Annotated in this window: 15 protein-coding genes and 1 tRNA gene; 8 read left to right on the forward strand and 8 right to left on the reverse strand. The window is 38.8% G+C overall.

The annotated features are described in order from the left end of the window. Window positions 1-202: 202 nt before the first annotated feature. Window positions 203-1273: a DUF4932 domain-containing protein gene (locus ACH30E_RS07110; RefSeq protein ID WP_490824268.1), complete on the reverse strand. Its 1071-nt coding sequence runs from the start codon at window positions 1271-1273 to the stop codon at window positions 203-205. A 210-nt stretch (window positions 1274-1483) separates the two neighbouring features. Here ACH30E_RS07110 and ACH30E_RS07115 point away from each other — a divergent pair, with 210 nt between their 5' ends. The 4 genes from ACH30E_RS07115 (at window position 1484) to ACH30E_RS07130 (ending at window position 4869) form a co-directional block, all read left to right on the forward strand. Continuing rightward, window positions 1484-2200 (forward strand): phospholipase D family protein, encoded by a 717-nt coding sequence (locus ACH30E_RS07115; protein ID WP_490824269.1) that lies wholly within the window; start codon window positions 1484-1486, stop codon window positions 2198-2200. Between the two features lie 174 nt (window positions 2201-2374). Continuing rightward, window positions 2375-3277 carry a hypothetical protein gene (locus tag ACH30E_RS07120; protein ID WP_490824270.1) on the forward strand — a complete coding sequence of 301 codons (903 nt, stop codon included), beginning with the start codon at window positions 2375-2377 and terminating at the stop codon, window positions 3275-3277. Window position 3278: 1 nt separating this feature from the next. Then, window positions 3279-3998, forward strand: a complete 720-nt coding sequence (locus ACH30E_RS07125) for a potassium channel family protein (RefSeq protein ID WP_490824271.1) — start codon at window positions 3279-3281, stop codon at window positions 3996-3998. A gap of 322 nt (window positions 3999-4320) precedes the next feature. Further along, the gene (locus ACH30E_RS07130; protein ID WP_490824272.1) at window positions 4321-4869 is read left to right on the forward strand and encodes a hypothetical protein; all 549 of its coding nucleotides are present in this window, start codon (window positions 4321-4323) and stop codon (window positions 4867-4869) included. Between the two features lie 330 nt (window positions 4870-5199). Here ACH30E_RS07130 and ACH30E_RS07135 read toward each other — a convergent pair. Together ACH30E_RS07135 and hscB are read right to left on the reverse strand one after the other, a co-directional pair. Further along, a tRNA-Leu gene (locus ACH30E_RS07135) sits at window positions 5200-5283 on the reverse strand. Between the two features lie 64 nt (window positions 5284-5347). After that, window positions 5348-5836 (reverse strand): Fe-S protein assembly co-chaperone HscB, encoded by a 489-nt coding sequence (hscB, locus tag ACH30E_RS07140; RefSeq protein ID WP_294991646.1) that lies wholly within the window; start codon window positions 5834-5836, stop codon window positions 5348-5350. Between the two features lie 174 nt (window positions 5837-6010). Between hscB and ACH30E_RS07145 the strand changes: the two genes are divergently transcribed. Next, entirely contained in the window at window positions 6011-7210 is a 1200-nt protein-coding gene (locus ACH30E_RS07145; protein ID WP_490824273.1) for an NAD(P)-dependent oxidoreductase, read from the forward strand. 73 nt (window positions 7211-7283) lie between these two features. On the opposite strand, the gene ACH30E_RS07150 is transcribed toward ACH30E_RS07145, so the two are convergent. Next, entirely contained in the window at window positions 7284-8003 is a 720-nt protein-coding gene (locus ACH30E_RS07150; RefSeq protein WP_490824274.1) for a tRNA1(Val) (adenine(37)-N6)-methyltransferase, read from the reverse strand. A 382-nt stretch (window positions 8004-8385) separates the two neighbouring features. On the opposite strand from ACH30E_RS07150, the gene ACH30E_RS07155 reads away from it, so the two are divergent. Next, complete coding sequence (locus ACH30E_RS07155) at window positions 8386-8847, forward strand: helix-turn-helix transcriptional regulator (protein WP_490824275.1); 462 nt, start codon at window positions 8386-8388, stop codon at window positions 8845-8847. 119 nt (window positions 8848-8966) lie between these two features. Beyond that, complete coding sequence (locus ACH30E_RS07160) at window positions 8967-9512, forward strand: DUF4199 domain-containing protein (protein WP_490824276.1); 546 nt, start codon at window positions 8967-8969, stop codon at window positions 9510-9512. Between the two features lie 91 nt (window positions 9513-9603). Here ACH30E_RS07160 and ACH30E_RS07165 read toward each other — a convergent pair whose 3' ends face one another. From ACH30E_RS07165 to ACH30E_RS07180, 4 genes are all read right to left on the reverse strand, one after another. Continuing rightward, a complete protein-coding gene (locus ACH30E_RS07165) occupies window positions 9604-10365 on the reverse strand; it encodes a succinate dehydrogenase/fumarate reductase iron-sulfur subunit (protein WP_294991661.1) in 762 nt (253 codons plus the stop codon). Window positions 10366-10417: 52 nt separating this feature from the next. Next, complete coding sequence (locus ACH30E_RS07170) at window positions 10418-10765, reverse strand: four helix bundle protein (protein WP_490824278.1); 348 nt, start codon at window positions 10763-10765, stop codon at window positions 10418-10420. A 135-nt stretch (window positions 10766-10900) separates the two neighbouring features. Further along, the gene (locus ACH30E_RS07175; RefSeq protein WP_490824279.1) at window positions 10901-12874 is read right to left on the reverse strand and encodes a fumarate reductase/succinate dehydrogenase flavoprotein subunit; all 1974 of its coding nucleotides are present in this window, start codon (window positions 12872-12874) and stop codon (window positions 10901-10903) included. A gap of 136 nt (window positions 12875-13010) precedes the next feature. Continuing rightward, window positions 13011-13676: a succinate dehydrogenase cytochrome b subunit gene (locus ACH30E_RS07180; protein WP_294991669.1), complete on the reverse strand. Its 666-nt coding sequence runs from the start codon at window positions 13674-13676 to the stop codon at window positions 13011-13013. A gap of 330 nt (window positions 13677-14006) precedes the next feature. Between ACH30E_RS07180 and ACH30E_RS07185 the strand changes: the two genes are divergently transcribed. Next, window positions 14007-15257, forward strand: a complete 1251-nt coding sequence (locus ACH30E_RS07185) for an ABC transporter permease (protein WP_294991672.1) — start codon at window positions 14007-14009, stop codon at window positions 15255-15257. Window positions 15258-15703 lie beyond the last annotated feature (446 nt).

Raw genomic sequence — 15703 nt, forward strand, 5'->3', positions numbered from 1 at the left:
AAATGCACTATTTGCTATTAATAGAACACAGATCTTCATGATTCTCAGGATTTATCATGATAGATCTTGAGAATCATGAAAATCTGTGTTCCATCATACGCTACATCTACAGCTCGCGGTTAAATTTCCCCGGACAACAATGGCTTCTAGCTTTTTTTACTATGAATTTAACCATCTACAAGTGTAACAGCTTATGCTGCTATTATAGCGATGCAGGATATTTCTTTTCAAGCTCGGTTAAAAGCACAGGAAAAAAGGCTTTGAAATCTGCATATTTTCCAGGTGTCTCGTATTCTTTTCTTATGATTTCCAACAGGAGCGGAACGAACACATAAAAGGGGCCTCCTGTAATTCGTTTCATTTCTTTTTCTTCACTCATTTTGCCCGTTTTTATCCTTAGATAACTGGTTACAGATTGTGTAATGTTTTCATTCAGATACATACACCAGCCCATGTTTTGGGCTTGTTTTTGCATTGTGCTGTCGCGGTTAAATATATATATCAGCTTATTGATCCTGTCTTTATTTTGTTCGAATATTTCATCGAGGTAAGCATGTCCCATTTCATGCCACACCAACTGGGATGTCCAAATCGGGGCATAAAAATCGGGGTCAGTTTCATCATTAGCTTTATTGCCCGCAATATTTCCATAGGCCACCATAATTACCATTATATTATTGTATGATGGATTAAGTTTTTTCATGTCAACAACGATATAGGAGCCACAATTTAGAGCCCCGGGAGTAATAATGATTTCCTTCTTAGGAACGAATCTGTAAAAACTATCAAGTACCGTAAGCAAATTTTGCTCCTGCAGATTACGTTCAAAGGAATGGACCCATTGCTGGTATTTTGGCTTATACTTTTTATAAAATTGGGAGAAACGGGTGTCTTTTGAAAAAGCCAGACAGGAACGGAAATAATCGGTAACCTGGTCTTTTGTAAAGTACTTTTCATATCCCATCAGAGAGGTTGGTGCAGTTAACTTTAACCTGGGGAAATTGTCAAATGCCCAACTTAGGCGAACAGGAAAATCACAATTTATAAAAGGAAGTTCTTTTGCCTTTTTTATGGCACTATGATTTTTGTACTTACTGAAATATTGCTCAATATCTTTTCTGTAAGTAGATTTTACACCTTTCGCGGTATCTGACAGAAAATGAATAATATTCAACAGTTCTGTACCGGGGTGTACGGTTACGGTTACTTTTGGTTGTGAATGGGTTGCTGAAACGGTAGTAACAAATGCCAGGAAAGCGAAAATCTTTTTCATTATAGCGTTAAACCTTCGTTAGGTAGAAAGGTTACAAAATAACTGTACTTTCTCCTCTAATCATATTTAAGTCAAAAAAGACAGTCATTTGTGTAAATTTCCTTTCGGCAGGTGCGCTTATTAAAAGGAGCACAAGGGGTAAATACGACGAAAAAAACAATATAGTTATATATTAAATATTTCATATTTTGAGAATAAATGTAATAGTCCATGGCTAAATTCTTGACTACAAAACAAATATCTTCTCATTTGGAAGACTTAATCCAGGAAGCCGACAAAGTCCTGTACTTAGTCAGCCCCTTTTTAAAACTCTCTAAAGAATTTCAGGAGCTGATAAATTCCCGAAATAAGAATGAGAAAAAAACGATCATTATATACGGTAAATATGAATTAACACCAGAGCAATTAAAGTTTCTTACCAGTTTACGACATGTATATCTCAAGTTTCATGAAAACCTCCATGCAAAATGTTATCTGAATGATACTAAAATGATTATTACATCCATGAATTTCTATGAATACTCAATGATGAATAATAAAGAAATTGGGGTACTATATGACACCTCCGATCAATCAGACAATGAAATTTATTCAAAAGCATTTGATTATATCCGATTTATAGAAGATAACAGCAATGATAAACCTTTCGAATTGGTTGATTTATCAGTTAAAGAGCCTTCACGCAAACAATCACCCAAAAGCAATAAAACAACAGGATATTGTATTCGTACTGGAAAAGAAATCCCGTTTAATGTCTTGATGCCTATGACAGATAAAGCGTTTGAAAGTTGGTCTAAATGGAACGATAGAGATTATGCTGAGAAATATTGCCATTTTTCTGGTGAAGAATCCTTTGGAGAAACATCTTTTAACAAACCGATCTTGAAAAAGAATTGGACAAAGGCTAAGGAAATACACAAGTTATAAGCTAATGATGCGGATTGGCGAAATGAAAAAGTCTTTCGGCAGTATTTTCATTCTTTTAATAATCAAGGGTTTATAAAAACTGACGCAATTCGGGTTACATGGTAGATTTTCGTAAATTTAATAGTTGTGCGTCATTTTGGATGACACATCACGAAACCAAAACCTTTAATTACAATGAGTAAATCTACCAAAGACTTCGACTTTGAATTAGACCTGATATTTTCAGGACAGAAAAATCCTGTTGAGGCTTTTGGACAGATTGCAAAAATGTATGAAAGACTGTTATCTATTGACCAGCAAATTCTTTACAACATTTTACCAAGTGTTAAGTTGGAGTATGAACTCATTGACTTAGAATATTCTTCAATAAAATCTAAGGTTAACCAGATTTTAAAATCAATTCCCGATGACGTTTTAAAAGACATCTTAAATCCAGGAAAGTTATTTGGGCACCTTTTAGTTTACATTAAAAAACGTCTTATTAAAGCGACAGAAACTAACGAGGTGCAATCGGTTGCGAGTTTGCAAAAAGTTACTAACGACATTAATAAGGAAATCAATAAACTACCTACAACAACAATAATCATTTTTGAAGTCAATATTTATTTTGTTTTAAACGCAATCAATGAACTTAGTATTGAAGGTCGTAAATTAAAAAAAGAGGAATATTTTGAATACAAATCAAAGGCGGGAAATGCAAGGATCGGAAATGGTAGCTCTGTAAATATGGCTAAATTGCTTTATGAACTGGGTGGTCAGACTTTGGAGCAACAGAGAATTGAAACATTAAAAGTTAAGACACTTGATTTGCTTTCCGACAAAGCAAGTTGGAAGCTTATTAGACTAGGAAAACAAATTGAAGTAAAAATTCTTCATAAAGAATGGTTAGACGATTATCATAATAGAAAAATTATTATTCAGCCCAATGATTATTTGAAAGTTGATTTAAAAATCACTTATACCACAAATGCTAACACCTTAAAGCCTATTGTAACTTACGAAGCACGACAAGTGCTTGAAGTTATACCGCCTGATAGGATAGAAAATAACAATCAGAATAATTTATTCGACAATTAAGATGAGAACGTTTTTCTATAAACTTGTTTTAGGTAAACCGGAGTACAACTTCATACTTCCCTATCCTGCCATCAAAAATCAAGTTCTTATTATAAAAAGAATTTGGAATAATGAAAACCACAATGACGTAGGGATTGAAAAATTCGTTAGGTTATTTCTTGCTTCCATTCAGTTTTTGTTTCCCGCTGTTTACATGAGACATCTTCTGTGGCGGTTTGGTTATATGTACCAGACAATTGCAATTGAGACCTATGTCCTTTTGAAAACTGCTTTTCCGCTTATTGTTTTACTATCTGGTACATACACGAATAAATGGCTTGTTATATTGACAGCATACTTATTGATTGAAAGCCTATGCTACATTATGGCAATCATATTTCTTTCCGACCAATTAGTTCAGTCAAGGTCGTACAGACGTTCGGTGCTTCTACTTCTGATTGACTATGTCTTAATTGCGTTAGATTTTGCAGTATTGTACGCAGGGCTTCACCTATTAGGTGAAAAAGCAAAAGGCGTTATTGACTATATCTATTTCAGTTTTGTTACATCAGCGACCATTGGTTATGGAGACTTATCACCCACATCTAATTTTGGAAAAATATTAGTTTGTGGGCAATCTATTATTTTTCTAGTTTTTGTCGCTTTAGTTGTAAGTCTTTTCACTGCTCGAGCAAGTTCTCAAATGAAAAACTTCGACATTGAAAAGGATATGATGCCTTGAAAAAACGAACGCACAACATTAGCATTTAAAAAATCTGGGCGGACGTAAGCTGTGTTTCAACTTTTGTTTTTTACCAAATAGCTATACTTTTTCTGGGTTTCTTCCTTCTCCGTAGCGTGTACATAAAACTAGAAGTTCTACGCATCGTCTCCTGAGGTACAAAGGCACATAGGACTCGTTTGGAGGACGTTGAGCGCTACACAGCTAGTTTTCTATCATAACTTATTGATTTAGTTTTATTTATCAAGTTTTAGGATTTAGCAAAAAAAACTATTCTCAATTTACAATTTGCAATTTGCAAAATGTAAATTACACTTGTATCATGAGACAACATAAAGGTATGCGGCCACAGGATATTGTGGTGTTGCTGAAAATTGTACTTATGGAAAGAAGTGACTGGCAGTTTCAGGATATTGCCAGGGCACTCTATATCAGTCCGGCAGAAGTATCTGAGTCCTTAAACAGAAGCAGTATAGCTGGTCTGGTGAATCAAGAACGAAGAAAGGTACATCGGATGTCCTTTTTTGAATTTCTGCAATATGGCATGCCCTATGTTTTCCCGCAGTCACCTGGTCCAATGACAAAGGGAATGGTAACCGGTCATAGTCACCCTTATTTTGTAAAAAGTATCATCAGCAGTGAACTTTATGTATGGCCCGAAGCAGGAGGAAAGGATTATGGGCAGGCCATTGAGCCTTTTTATCCTAACCAGGTCAGGGCTGCAAAAGTTGATGACAAGCTTTATGAAGCACTGGCTATGCTGGATGTGATCAGAACCGGCAGAACCCGTGAAAAAAGGATCGCTATTGATTATTTAAAAAAACTAATGCTAGATCCACATGAGTCATCAAACGAATATTACGAGAATTAGAGCCGTTCATCTTGCACTTGGTGACCTGAGGGATCAGGTTGTATTCCTTCTCCGTAGAGTATACATAAAACGAGGAGTTCTACGCATCGTTTTCCTGAGGTACGAAGGTCCATAGGACTTTGGAGGACGTTCGCTACACAGGCCAGGGTGTATCATTTATTTTTTGTATTACCTATTCGTTAATGAATAGTCGTTAGTAATTCTTGATTATTAATTTGCCTTTGTGGCTAATCTTACTATTCGTTTACAATATTAGACAAAGAATATTTTTTAATTGAAATATTCTCTTTGCAAAATAAAAAAGCTGTTTATTAAATAAACAGCTTTTTGTGCCCAGAACAGGAATCGAACCTGCACTACCTTGCGATAACCAGATTTTGAGTCTAGCGCGTCTACCAGTTCCGCCATCTGGGCTAATGGGCTGCAATATTAAGGAAAGAATTTGAAAATTTGGGGATTTGAAAATTTGAAAATGAATTTATCTGGACTGATGCAGGAGTCGGTCTAGGTATTTCTTTTTGAAATAGTAGGCTTTCACTTGCAACAACTCTTTTTCGGAAGTAATACCTTCCTGATAACCTGTAATAATCGTTTCAACAGTTGCATATAATTCATTTTTCAGATCAGAAATCTTGTTTTGTACCGATTCAGTGATTCCCGATTCCAATTCTTCATTCAATTCCATTACTTCCATGAGAAAATCGGGGGATAGCTGGTATTTTTCTTCCTCTTCCAATAACCCCTTTAACTGTAACACATATTTAATGGTTTCATCCGGGTCTTTCAATACCTTGTATGCCTTATTAACCTGTGCTGATACCTGCAATGCTTCTTCCTGCTCAGCCTCAGATGCCTGAACAAACCTGTCGGGATGGTATTTTCTCTGCAAAGCAAAATACTGCTTAGATAAGCCCGAGCTATCCACTTTAAGGGTGATGGGTAATTCGAAGAGGTCGAAATGGGTCATGGTGAGTTGTGATTGATGAGTCTGATAGTCCGGAAGACCGGAAGTCCGATAGTCCGAAAGTCCGGAAGACCGGAGGTAGGAACGGAAGTTGTGCAATAAATATCTTTCATCGGACTTCCGGTCTTCCGGACTTTCGGTCTTTCAATCTCCCTATCTTGCCCCAAAATTACTTCAATGCTTGTAATCGGACTTATTAGAGAGGGAAAAATTCCGGCAGATAACCGGGTGGCACTTACACCCGGACAGTGTAAATGGCTGCAAAAGCATGTTAATGGCTGTAAAATACTGGTACAAAATGCTCCTAACAGATGTTTTGCTGATCAGGAATATGCAGATGCGGGTATTGAATTGACCGATGACCTTAGCAACTGTGATATTTTATTGGGTATTAAAGAAGTACCCATCGACCAACTGATTCCCGATAAAACTTACCTTTTTTTCTCCCATACAAAGAAAAAACAGCCCTATAACCAGGCGTTAATGCATGCCATGGTGGATAAGAAAATAACCCTTATTGACTATGAATGCCTGGAGCACGAAGATGGACAAAGAATCATTGGATTCGGCTTTTTTGCAGGGATAGTAGGGGCCCATAATGGCATCATGTGTTATGGCAATAGAACAGGATCCCTGAACCTGAACCGCGTAGTTGAAGTGAAAGATTACCGTGAACTCATACATACCTATTTCGGCTTGCGCTTACCAAATATCAAAATTGCTGTAACCGGTAGTGGAAGAGTGGCACATGGTATTTTAGAAATCATGAACCTGATGGATGTTCAGGAAGTAGAACCAGATGAATATACCAGCAGAAACTTCAGCTATCCGGTTTATGTTCATTTAAAAGGCAGTGATCTTTATCGGCATAAAATACAGGGAACATACCAACGAGATGATTTTCACCAGCATCCGGAAAACTACGAATGCATATTCCGCCAGTATTATCCACACACAGATATACTGATGAATGGGATTTATTGGGATCACCATATTCCTCGCTTGTTTGAAATGAAAGATTTGCAGGATCCTGCTTTCCGTATTCAAACTATTGCAGATATAACCGATGATAAAGGTGGAAGTGTGCCCTGTAACCTTGGAGATGCTACCATCGATGATCCGGTTTATGGGGTAGACAAACATAGTTTCGCCAAAACTGCTCCCTATCTGCCAGGTTCAATTGATATTATGGCCGTCGGTAACCTACCCAATGAACTGCCCCGCGATGCCAGTAAATATTTTGGGGAACAACTGATTAAATATGTGCTGGAAGATTTACTAAATGGAGGCACTGAAACCATTGATCGTGCAACCATTCTCAGGAAAGGAATCCTTACTTCACATTTTGGATACTTGGAAGAATATGCGAAAAAATAAAAAATGCCACTGAATACACAGAAGACCACTGAACTATTCTGTGTATTTCTGTGCTCTCTGTGGCAATCAATAACTACAAATGCAAGTAATAATCCTTAAGTAAAGCAATAAATTCAATTGAATACGCCCCCTCTTTTTTTATCAGGATACATTTTTGAACAGAAACATTATTTTCTCTCTTAAATAATAACATTACCCTGAAAGCCGGATGTTTTTCTGTTTGATGCACCACTACCTTTTCATGTAAATAAAATCCATAGTTTCCGGCAAACTGCAAACATTCCGTTAGCCGGTGATAGGGCAGAAGAACCGCAAATAATCCTTCAGGAAGAAGGCAACGATTAATATTTTCCCAGAGCGTACCCAATGTTAAACCGCTATCATGTAATGCCAGGTTTCTTTGCAAATCGGGGCTCTTAAGGTCTTGCTCATAAAAAGGCGGATTGGAAATAATCAGGTTGTATTGGTCGTTTTTCCACTCTTCCAGAGATGATTGGTGTGCAATGATTCTATTGTTCCAGTTTGAAGCAGCTATATTTTCTGCTGCCTGTATCGCAGCGCCCTTGTCTATATCTATTGCATCAATCGTACCTGGAAATTGCTGGGCAAGCATTAAGGAAAGCAGGCCTGTACCTGTGCCAATATCTAAAGCTTTAGCAGCACCAGTGAAATTATTTGCTGAAGCCATGTTTCCAACCCATGCACCAAACAAACAGGCATCGGTACACACTTTCATAGCAGCTTTCTTTTGGTGCACCACAAACTGTTTAAACTGAAAATAATCGTTGGGCATTCGGCAAAGTTAAGTATTAGCTTCAAGCTGCAAGCTTCAAGCGACAAGCCTTGATGGGTGCTTATTATAGACTTTCTGCTTTTAATGGTAGAATAGAGGGGGAGAAAATTTAAAGTCAGTTGATTAAAGAAATATTAGGTTGCCGTAAATGTACTACCTGCTATTAATAGAACACAGATCTTCATGATTTTCAAGATATATCATGATAAATCCTGAAAATCATGAAAATCTGTGTTCCATCATACGCGACACCAACAGCTCACAGTTAAATTTCCCCGGACAGCAATAGCTTGTAGCTTGCGGCTTGCAGCTTGCAGCCATTTTCCCCTGACACCAATCCCTTTAACCCATAGTTATTATCTTAGGGGGAAGGCAGTTTCACATGATCAGAAAATACCGGCTCATTATTGGTTATAGTTTTTGTCTGGCAGTATTGCTTGCCCTACTCAGGTGGATGGAGCTGAGGTATCTTTTGTATGAACATGCATTTATCATTTATGCCCTTTTCATAGCAGCACTATTTCTGGTAATTGGCGTCTGGCTCTCCCGAAAGCTTACACAACCCAAACAACAAATAACCTTTAAGGAAAAGATCATTTACCGCAGTACAGATACCCCTTTTGTCCGCAATCAAAAAATGGTAGAAGAACTCGGATTAAGCAATCGTGAGTTAGAAGTTTTGGAATTAATGGCATTGGGATATAGTAACAAGGAAATAGCGTCGCAATTATTTGTTTCGCCTAACACAGTTAAAACACATTTATCGAGCATATTCGAAAAATTAAACGTAGGGAAAAGGTTGCTGGCTATTGATCAGGCAAAAAAGCTGGGTTTAATTCCTTGAAAACTGGTACTAATAGGTGAAAATGTTCTAAAGGGTATAAAATCACCCTAAAGTATGAACCCGATTATTCGAATTGGATCGATTTTGCGCATCATCTTTTAAATCGAAAAACAACTTACATGAAAAAAGTAATCCTTATTAATGGTATCATTGGTGGTTTTATTGTGAGCGCACTCATGGTACTTGCAACCCTGTACTTTAAAAGCACGGGAGATTTTGAAAATGGAATGATCTATGGCTATGCCTCGATGATCCTGGCATTTATCTTCATTTTTGTTGGAATAAAAAGCTATAGAGATAAATACAATAGTGGATTCATCAGCTTTGGCAAAGCTTTTAAAATCGGTTTGCTGATTGCTTTGATTACTTCAACCTTTTATGTGGTGACCTGGCTGTTCGAATATTTCTATGTATTTACAGATTTCGCGGAAATATATGCTAAAGAAACACTGGCAAAAGCCAAGGAGTCAGGTGCTACTGCAGCTGAGCTGGCTAAAAAAACTGCCGAAATAGCCAAGTTCAACGAAATGTATAAGAATCCCTTCTTCAATGCCTTAATCACCTATACAGAAATATTACCCGTAGGACTGGTAGTTTCTTTAATCAGCGCGTTCTTCTTGAAGAGGAAAGCTACAAGCGGCAAGCCACAAGCTGCAAGCTATTAAGTGAATGCTCCCAAAATAAAAAGCATCCGGTCACCCGGATGCTTTTTAAAAAAAACTTGCAGCTTGCAGCCTGTAGCCTGTAGCTTGAAGCTTATTCCGCCATCAACCCCGCCATCAGATACTCCTGATTCAGTCGGGCGATATTGCTGATAGAGATTTCTTTAGGACAGGTCGCCTCGCATGCACCTGTATTGGTACAGGCACCAAAACCTTCTTTATCCATTTGAGCAACCATATTCATAACGCGTGTTTTGCGTTCTGGTGCTCCCTGGGGTAATAAGGCGAGGTGTGAAACTTTTGCACTGAGGAAAAGCATGGCAGAGCTGTTTTTACAAGCTGCAACACATGCACCGCAACCAATACACATAGCTGCTGCGAATGACGCGTCAGCTTTATCTTTTTCAATAGGGAGGGCATTACCATCCACTGCATTACCTGTATTCACACTGATATAACCACCGGCCTGTATAATACGATCGAAAGCAGAGCGATCTACCATCAGGTCTTTAATAACCGGGAAAGCATTTGCTCTCCATGGTTCAACTACAATGGTATCACCATCTTTAAATGCGCGCATGTGTAGCTGACAAGTGGTATTAGCCTGCCATGGACCATGTGGCTTACCATTAATATACATAGAACATGCACCACAGATACCTTCACGGCAGTCGTGGTCGAATGTAACCGGATCTTCGCCATCGCGGATCAGTTGCTCATTGAGTACGTCGAACATCTCCAGAAAACTCATCTCCGAAGAAATATTCTCAACCCGATACAACTTAAACTCACCCTTACTGGCACTATTCTTCTGTCTCCACACCTTTAAATTCAAATTCATAACATAATGTTCCATGGTGATAATTTGAAAATTTGATAATTTGAAAATTTGAAAATGAAACCAGTTGTTATGATTTTGATGTTGAAATGATTTTTGAAAGGATGCGGATGATTTCATCAGCGTCTTTTTTAATTTGAACATCGAAATGATAACCCTCGCTTTGTTCACACAAAATCAGCCAGTATGAAGTTTCGCTTGCTTCTTTTGCAGCTATCTTCATTTTGTGAACAAAGTCAGCTTTACTCTCTGCATTCTGCGCCTCAAATACATTCGCACCAATCGATGTAGCAGATCGTAATAACTGTTTCGCAATGACAAACTTTCTGTTTTGTTCAAGAGCTTCCGTATACTTTATGATCTTTAAAGAAAAACAAATAGTCTTCTCTACAATCACATTCTTTTTATCGTTTCGCATAAGAAAATTAAATAAATGGGTGCAATTTATCCCATTTATAAATTTTCTCTCCCGCACCGCATCAGCTTATATTTTCATTCGAAGAGTGACAATCAACAATTTTCAAATTTTCAAATTGCCACACTTTCAAATTCATTATTTATAATTTCGCTGACTCGGTTTAATTACATCGTAATTCAATGATTCTTTATGCAGTTCCCACTGGTGTTCACCTTTGTGCTCCCAGGCGGCAACGTACATGAAGTTGGCATCATCACGCAGTGCTTCACCTTCTTCGGTTTGTGACTCTTCACGGAAATGTCCACCGCAGCTTTCTTTGCGGTTGAGTGCATCGAGGCACATCAATTCACCCAGTTCAATAAAGTCAGCAACACGGTTTGCTTTATCAAGTTCAGGGTTCATAGCATTTATTTCACCTGGAATACGCACATCACTCCAGAATTCTTTTTTCAATGCCTGAATTTCAGCGATAGCCTGTTTCAAACCTTCCTCATTTCTTGCCATACCACATTTATCCCACATAATCTTACCTAAACGCTTGTGGAAGCTTTCCACAGACTGCTTGCCCTTGATATTCATCAGTTGGTTGATGCGGTCGCTAACTGCTTTCTCTGCTTCAGCAAAGGCAGGATGATCCGTTGCAATCGCTTTGCTGTAAATTTCATCTGCCAGGTAGTTACCGATGGTGTAAGGAATTACAAAATATCCATCGGCCAGACCCTGCATCAATGCGGATGCCCCCAATCTGTTGGCACCATGGTCGCTGAAATTAGCTTCGCCTAATGCATATAATCCGGGTACTGTTGTTTGTAATTCATAATCCACCCATAATCCACCCATGGTATAGTGAACAGCAGGATAGATGCGCATGGGCACTTCGTATGGGTTTTCACCTGTGATTTTTTCATACATATCAAACAGGTTGCCATATTTCTCTTTCACTACTTCCTTACCCATTGCAATGATCTCTTCCAGGCTGGCGTCATTACGACCTTGCTTGTTTGCTTCTGTACGACCATATCTTTCAATTGCAGATGCATAATCAAGGTATACCGCTTGCTTTGATGAACCTACACCATATCCTGCATCACATCTTTCTTTGGCAGCACGTGATGCTACGTCGCGGGGTACAAGGTTACCAAAGGCAGGATATCTTCTCTCCAGGTAATAATCTCTTTCTTCTTCCGGTATATCAGTTGCCTTACGAGTATCGTTTTGTTTTTTAGGAACCCAGATACGTCCATCATTACGTAATGATTCAGACATCAGGGTAAGTTTAGACTGGTGGTCGCCACTTACAGGTATACAGGTAGGGTGAATTTGTGTGAAGCATGGGTTGCCAAATAGAGCACCTTGTTTATGTGCTTTCCATGCTGCGGTAACATTGCTACCCATGGCATTGGTAGAAAGGTAGAATACGTTTCCATATCCGCCAGAACATAAAAGCACTGCATGACCGAAATGTCTTTCCAACTCACCACTAACCAGGTCACGGGCAATGATACCACGTGCTTTGCCATCAATTTTTACAATCTCCAGCATTTCGTGGCGACTGTACATCTTCACATTACCTAATGCTACCTGGCGTTCGAGCGCTTGGTAAGCACCTATTAATAACTGCTGACCGGTTTGTCCGGCAGCATAAAAAGTTCTTTGAACCTGTGTACCACCAAATGAACGGTTACTCAATAAGCCACCATATTCACGCGCAAATGGTACACCCTGGGCAACGCACTGGTCGATGATATTGGCGCTCACTTCTGCTAAACGGTGAACATTGGCTTCACGTGCACGATAGTCGCCTCCTTTGATGGTATCATAGAAAAGACGAAAAATACTGTCACCATCATTCTGATAGTTTTTGGCAGCATTGATACCACCTTGTGCTGCGATAGAGTGAGCACGGCGGGGTGAATCCTGGAAGCAGAAAGCTTTCACTTTATATCCCAGTTCACCTAATGAGGCTGCTGCAGAAGCACCGGCCAGACCGGTACCCACGATAATCACTTCCAACTTGCGTTTATTGGCCGGATTCACCAATTTACAATGTCCCTTGTAATCTGTCCATTTCTGATCTAATGGCCCGGCAGGTATTTTTGCGTTCAGCATATGAGACAATTTTAATTCAAAATTCAAAAATCAAAATTCAAAATGATAGTAAAACTGGTTTAGAAGGATTACCGATTTAATTTTATGGTTTTTGATTTTTGGTTTTTGACTTTTGATTTTTGGTTTTTGACTTTACTTACACCCATTGAAAATAAAAGCTTACAGGCATCATAGCGAATACCAGCGGTACTATGATTGAGAAACCATACCCAATGGCGGTAAGCATTTTATTATACTTTTTATTATGTACCCCAAGTGTTTTAAAAGCACTCTGAAAACCATGAGCAAGGTGGTAGGCAAGGGATATACATCCAATCACATACAGGATTACTACCCATAAAACACTGAATTCGGTTTGCATTTTCTCATACAGGTTAATTTCTTCACCCAATAAGAAACCCTGGTTTGAACGGTTAGGAAACCAGAAATGAGACATGTGCATGATGAGGAACAACAGGATAAGTGTTCCCAGCAAACCCATACTACGACTATACCATTTACTGCCATCGCTGTATGAAACAGCATATCCAACGGATCTTTTCTTGCGGTTTTCAACAGTTAACAGATAACCCTGTACAATATGAAGGATGAATCCGGCGAATAAACCAATCTCTAAAATGCGGGGAACCCAATTGGCACCCATAAAATGGGCAGCATGTAAAAACATTTCACCACCATCATTAGCCCAGATACAGGCATTCAGTCCGGCATGTACGATGAGAAAAAGAATCAGGAAAATACCAGTAAAACCCATCACCAGCTTCTTTCCAACAGATGAGGTAAATACTTGTTTCCAGGTCATATTGCAAGTTTATGGTTTAAGAAATCGCTGCAAAAATAGCACAGAACGCAATAGCATTTTCGGAAAAAGAAAAAAGTTTTCTTCTTTTATGTTGATAAACAGCGTTTAGGGTTAAATGGTTCACGAGAAGACTGAAAGTCTGGAAGACCGAAAGTCCGGAAGTCCGGAAGTCCGATAGACCGAAAGTCGGTATGACAAAACGTTGGAAAGATGTTATGCTTTAGTTCTTGAACTTCCGGTCTTTCGGACTTTCGGTCTTCCGGACTATCACCAATCCCCGCCCATAAAATTTTCGTTCATTCATCCACTTACTCGGCTTACATTTGATGTATGTTCAAACTGTTGAATATATTATGGAATAGTTTCCGGATGGCCCTGCAAGAGTTGCGGGTTAATAAGCTGCGTACTTTTCTATCCCTGTTTGGTATTACCATTGGTATCTTCTGTATCATCGGAGTACTGGCAACTGTTGACAGTCTTGAACGTAAAGTGCAGAATGATATCAAAGCATTTGGTAACAATACTATCTATATTGATAAATGGGATTACAGCGGCGGCGGGCCCGACTATCCCTGGTGGAAATACATGAAGCGTCCCAATATGAAAGTAGAGGAGATGCGGTTTATCAAGGCTAAAAGTCAGTTGGCCAGTAATCTTTGTTTTTTTGTTTCTAATAATGTCAACCTTAGCTATAAAGACAATATACTCAGTAATGTAAACCTGTATGGTATTACAGAAGAGTTTACCGCTATTCAAACCATTGATATTGATTTCGGTCGCTATCTGAATGAAGCAGAATTTAACCGGGGAACAACTTCTGCTGTTATCGGTTATGTAATTGCTGAACAGCTATTCGGAAACCCTCAAAAAGCCGTGGGCAAGCAGGTTTCGTACAATGGCAAAAGGGTAAATATCATTGGGGTGATCAAAAAGCAGGGACAAAGTTTTGTCGGTGGGTTTGACTATGACCAGTCACTCATTGTCACCTATCGCTATTTTGCCAGTGTCTATAATCCTGATTATAGCAGTCCTTTTATCATGGTGCAGGGTAAAAAAGAAGTGCCATCAGCAGCCCTTGCAGACGAACTTATCGGTGTAATGCGTCAACTGCGCAAGTTAAGTCCGGCAGAAGAAAACAATTTTTCCTGTAATGATGTAGCCCAGTTCAGTGAGCAGGTGGGCGGTTTTTTTGGTCAGGTAAGTGCCGGAGGTTGGGCCATAGCAGGATTAAGTCTGATTGTAGGTGCGTTTGGAGTGGCTAATATTATGTTCGTTACGGTTCGTGAAAGAACCAGTCAGATAGGCTTGAAAAAAGCTATCGGTGCAAAAAGAAGAACTATTCTTACCGAATTTCTCCTCGAGAGTGCCTTTCTCTGCATTATTGGAGGGTTAATTGGTTTAGCATTGGTATGGTTGATGGCCTTGGTATTAAGTGCAGTACTTCCATTCCCGATTTATATTGCTCCCAATATTATCATCCTTGCGCTTAGTATTTGTATAGGGTTGGGTATTATTTCAGGTATTATTCCTGCCTCTATAGCCGCTAAAATGGATCCTGTTGTAGCCATTCGTACCAAATAATGCGAATAAAAGGATGAAATCTGCCCAAGATGAGAAAATCATCACCAGATGTTTTTTTACACCTTTAAAGCGGGCTCATAAGAAATAATAGCTCCTAATCTTATTTGGCTGCTTAGATAGAATACGGATTTATCCTGATAATCAGGATAAATCTCCGTTCCATTGCCCGCACTTATGCGTTTTCAACCCTTGATTCGCATTAATAGCTGTTTTTTACCTGCTTAGGTTTTACCGGATCATTCGACGCAATTTTCACCCAAAAACACAAAAGCTTAATTCGCACGTTATCAATGATTTACATGGACCATCTACACATCATCTACACATCAACAACACAGTACAACACAAATTAGTGTTTTGAAGTGTTGATGAATTGTTATTATCCTGTAGGTATATAGGGGAAGACCTTTATGAAATTTAGGGATCAATGCATTGGAAACATGAAT

The sequence above is a fragment of the Sediminibacterium sp. FW305-C-61 genome (genome assembly GCF_058231065.1).

Excerpts from the sequence above, each read along its gene's own strand:
- ACH30E_RS07110 (WP_490824268.1), bottom strand. The coding sequence starts at position 1,273 with ATGAAAAAGATTTTCGCTTTCCTGGCATTTGTTACTACCGTTTCAGCA.
- ACH30E_RS07115 (WP_490824269.1), top strand. The coding sequence starts at position 1,484 with ATGGCTAAATTCTTGACTACAAAACAAATATCTTCTCATTTGGAAGAC.
- ACH30E_RS07120 (WP_490824270.1), top strand. The coding sequence starts at position 2,375 with ATGAGTAAATCTACCAAAGACTTCGACTTTGAATTAGACCTGATATTT.
- ACH30E_RS07125 (WP_490824271.1), top strand. The coding sequence starts at position 3,279 with ATGAGAACGTTTTTCTATAAACTTGTTTTAGGTAAACCGGAGTACAAC.
- ACH30E_RS07130 (WP_490824272.1), top strand. The coding sequence starts at position 4,321 with ATGAGACAACATAAAGGTATGCGGCCACAGGATATTGTGGTGTTGCTG.
- hscB (WP_294991646.1), bottom strand. The coding sequence starts at position 5,836 with ATGACCCATTTCGACCTCTTCGAATTACCCATCACCCTTAAAGTGGAT.
- ACH30E_RS07145 (WP_490824273.1), top strand. The coding sequence starts at position 6,011 with ATGCTTGTAATCGGACTTATTAGAGAGGGAAAAATTCCGGCAGATAAC.
- ACH30E_RS07150 (WP_490824274.1), bottom strand. The coding sequence starts at position 8,003 with ATGCCCAACGATTATTTTCAGTTTAAACAGTTTGTGGTGCACCAAAAG.
- ACH30E_RS07155 (WP_490824275.1), top strand. The coding sequence starts at position 8,386 with ATGATCAGAAAATACCGGCTCATTATTGGTTATAGTTTTTGTCTGGCA.
- ACH30E_RS07160 (WP_490824276.1), top strand. The coding sequence starts at position 8,967 with ATGAAAAAAGTAATCCTTATTAATGGTATCATTGGTGGTTTTATTGTG.
- ACH30E_RS07165 (WP_294991661.1), bottom strand. The coding sequence starts at position 10,365 with ATGGAACATTATGTTATGAATTTGAATTTAAAGGTGTGGAGACAGAAG.
- ACH30E_RS07170 (WP_490824278.1), bottom strand. The coding sequence starts at position 10,765 with ATGCGAAACGATAAAAAGAATGTGATTGTAGAGAAGACTATTTGTTTT.
- ACH30E_RS07175 (WP_490824279.1), bottom strand. The coding sequence starts at position 12,874 with ATGCTGAACGCAAAAATACCTGCCGGGCCATTAGATCAGAAATGGACA.
- ACH30E_RS07180 (WP_294991669.1), bottom strand. The coding sequence starts at position 13,676 with ATGACCTGGAAACAAGTATTTACCTCATCTGTTGGAAAGAAGCTGGTG.
- ACH30E_RS07185 (WP_294991672.1), top strand. The coding sequence starts at position 14,007 with ATGTTCAAACTGTTGAATATATTATGGAATAGTTTCCGGATGGCCCTG.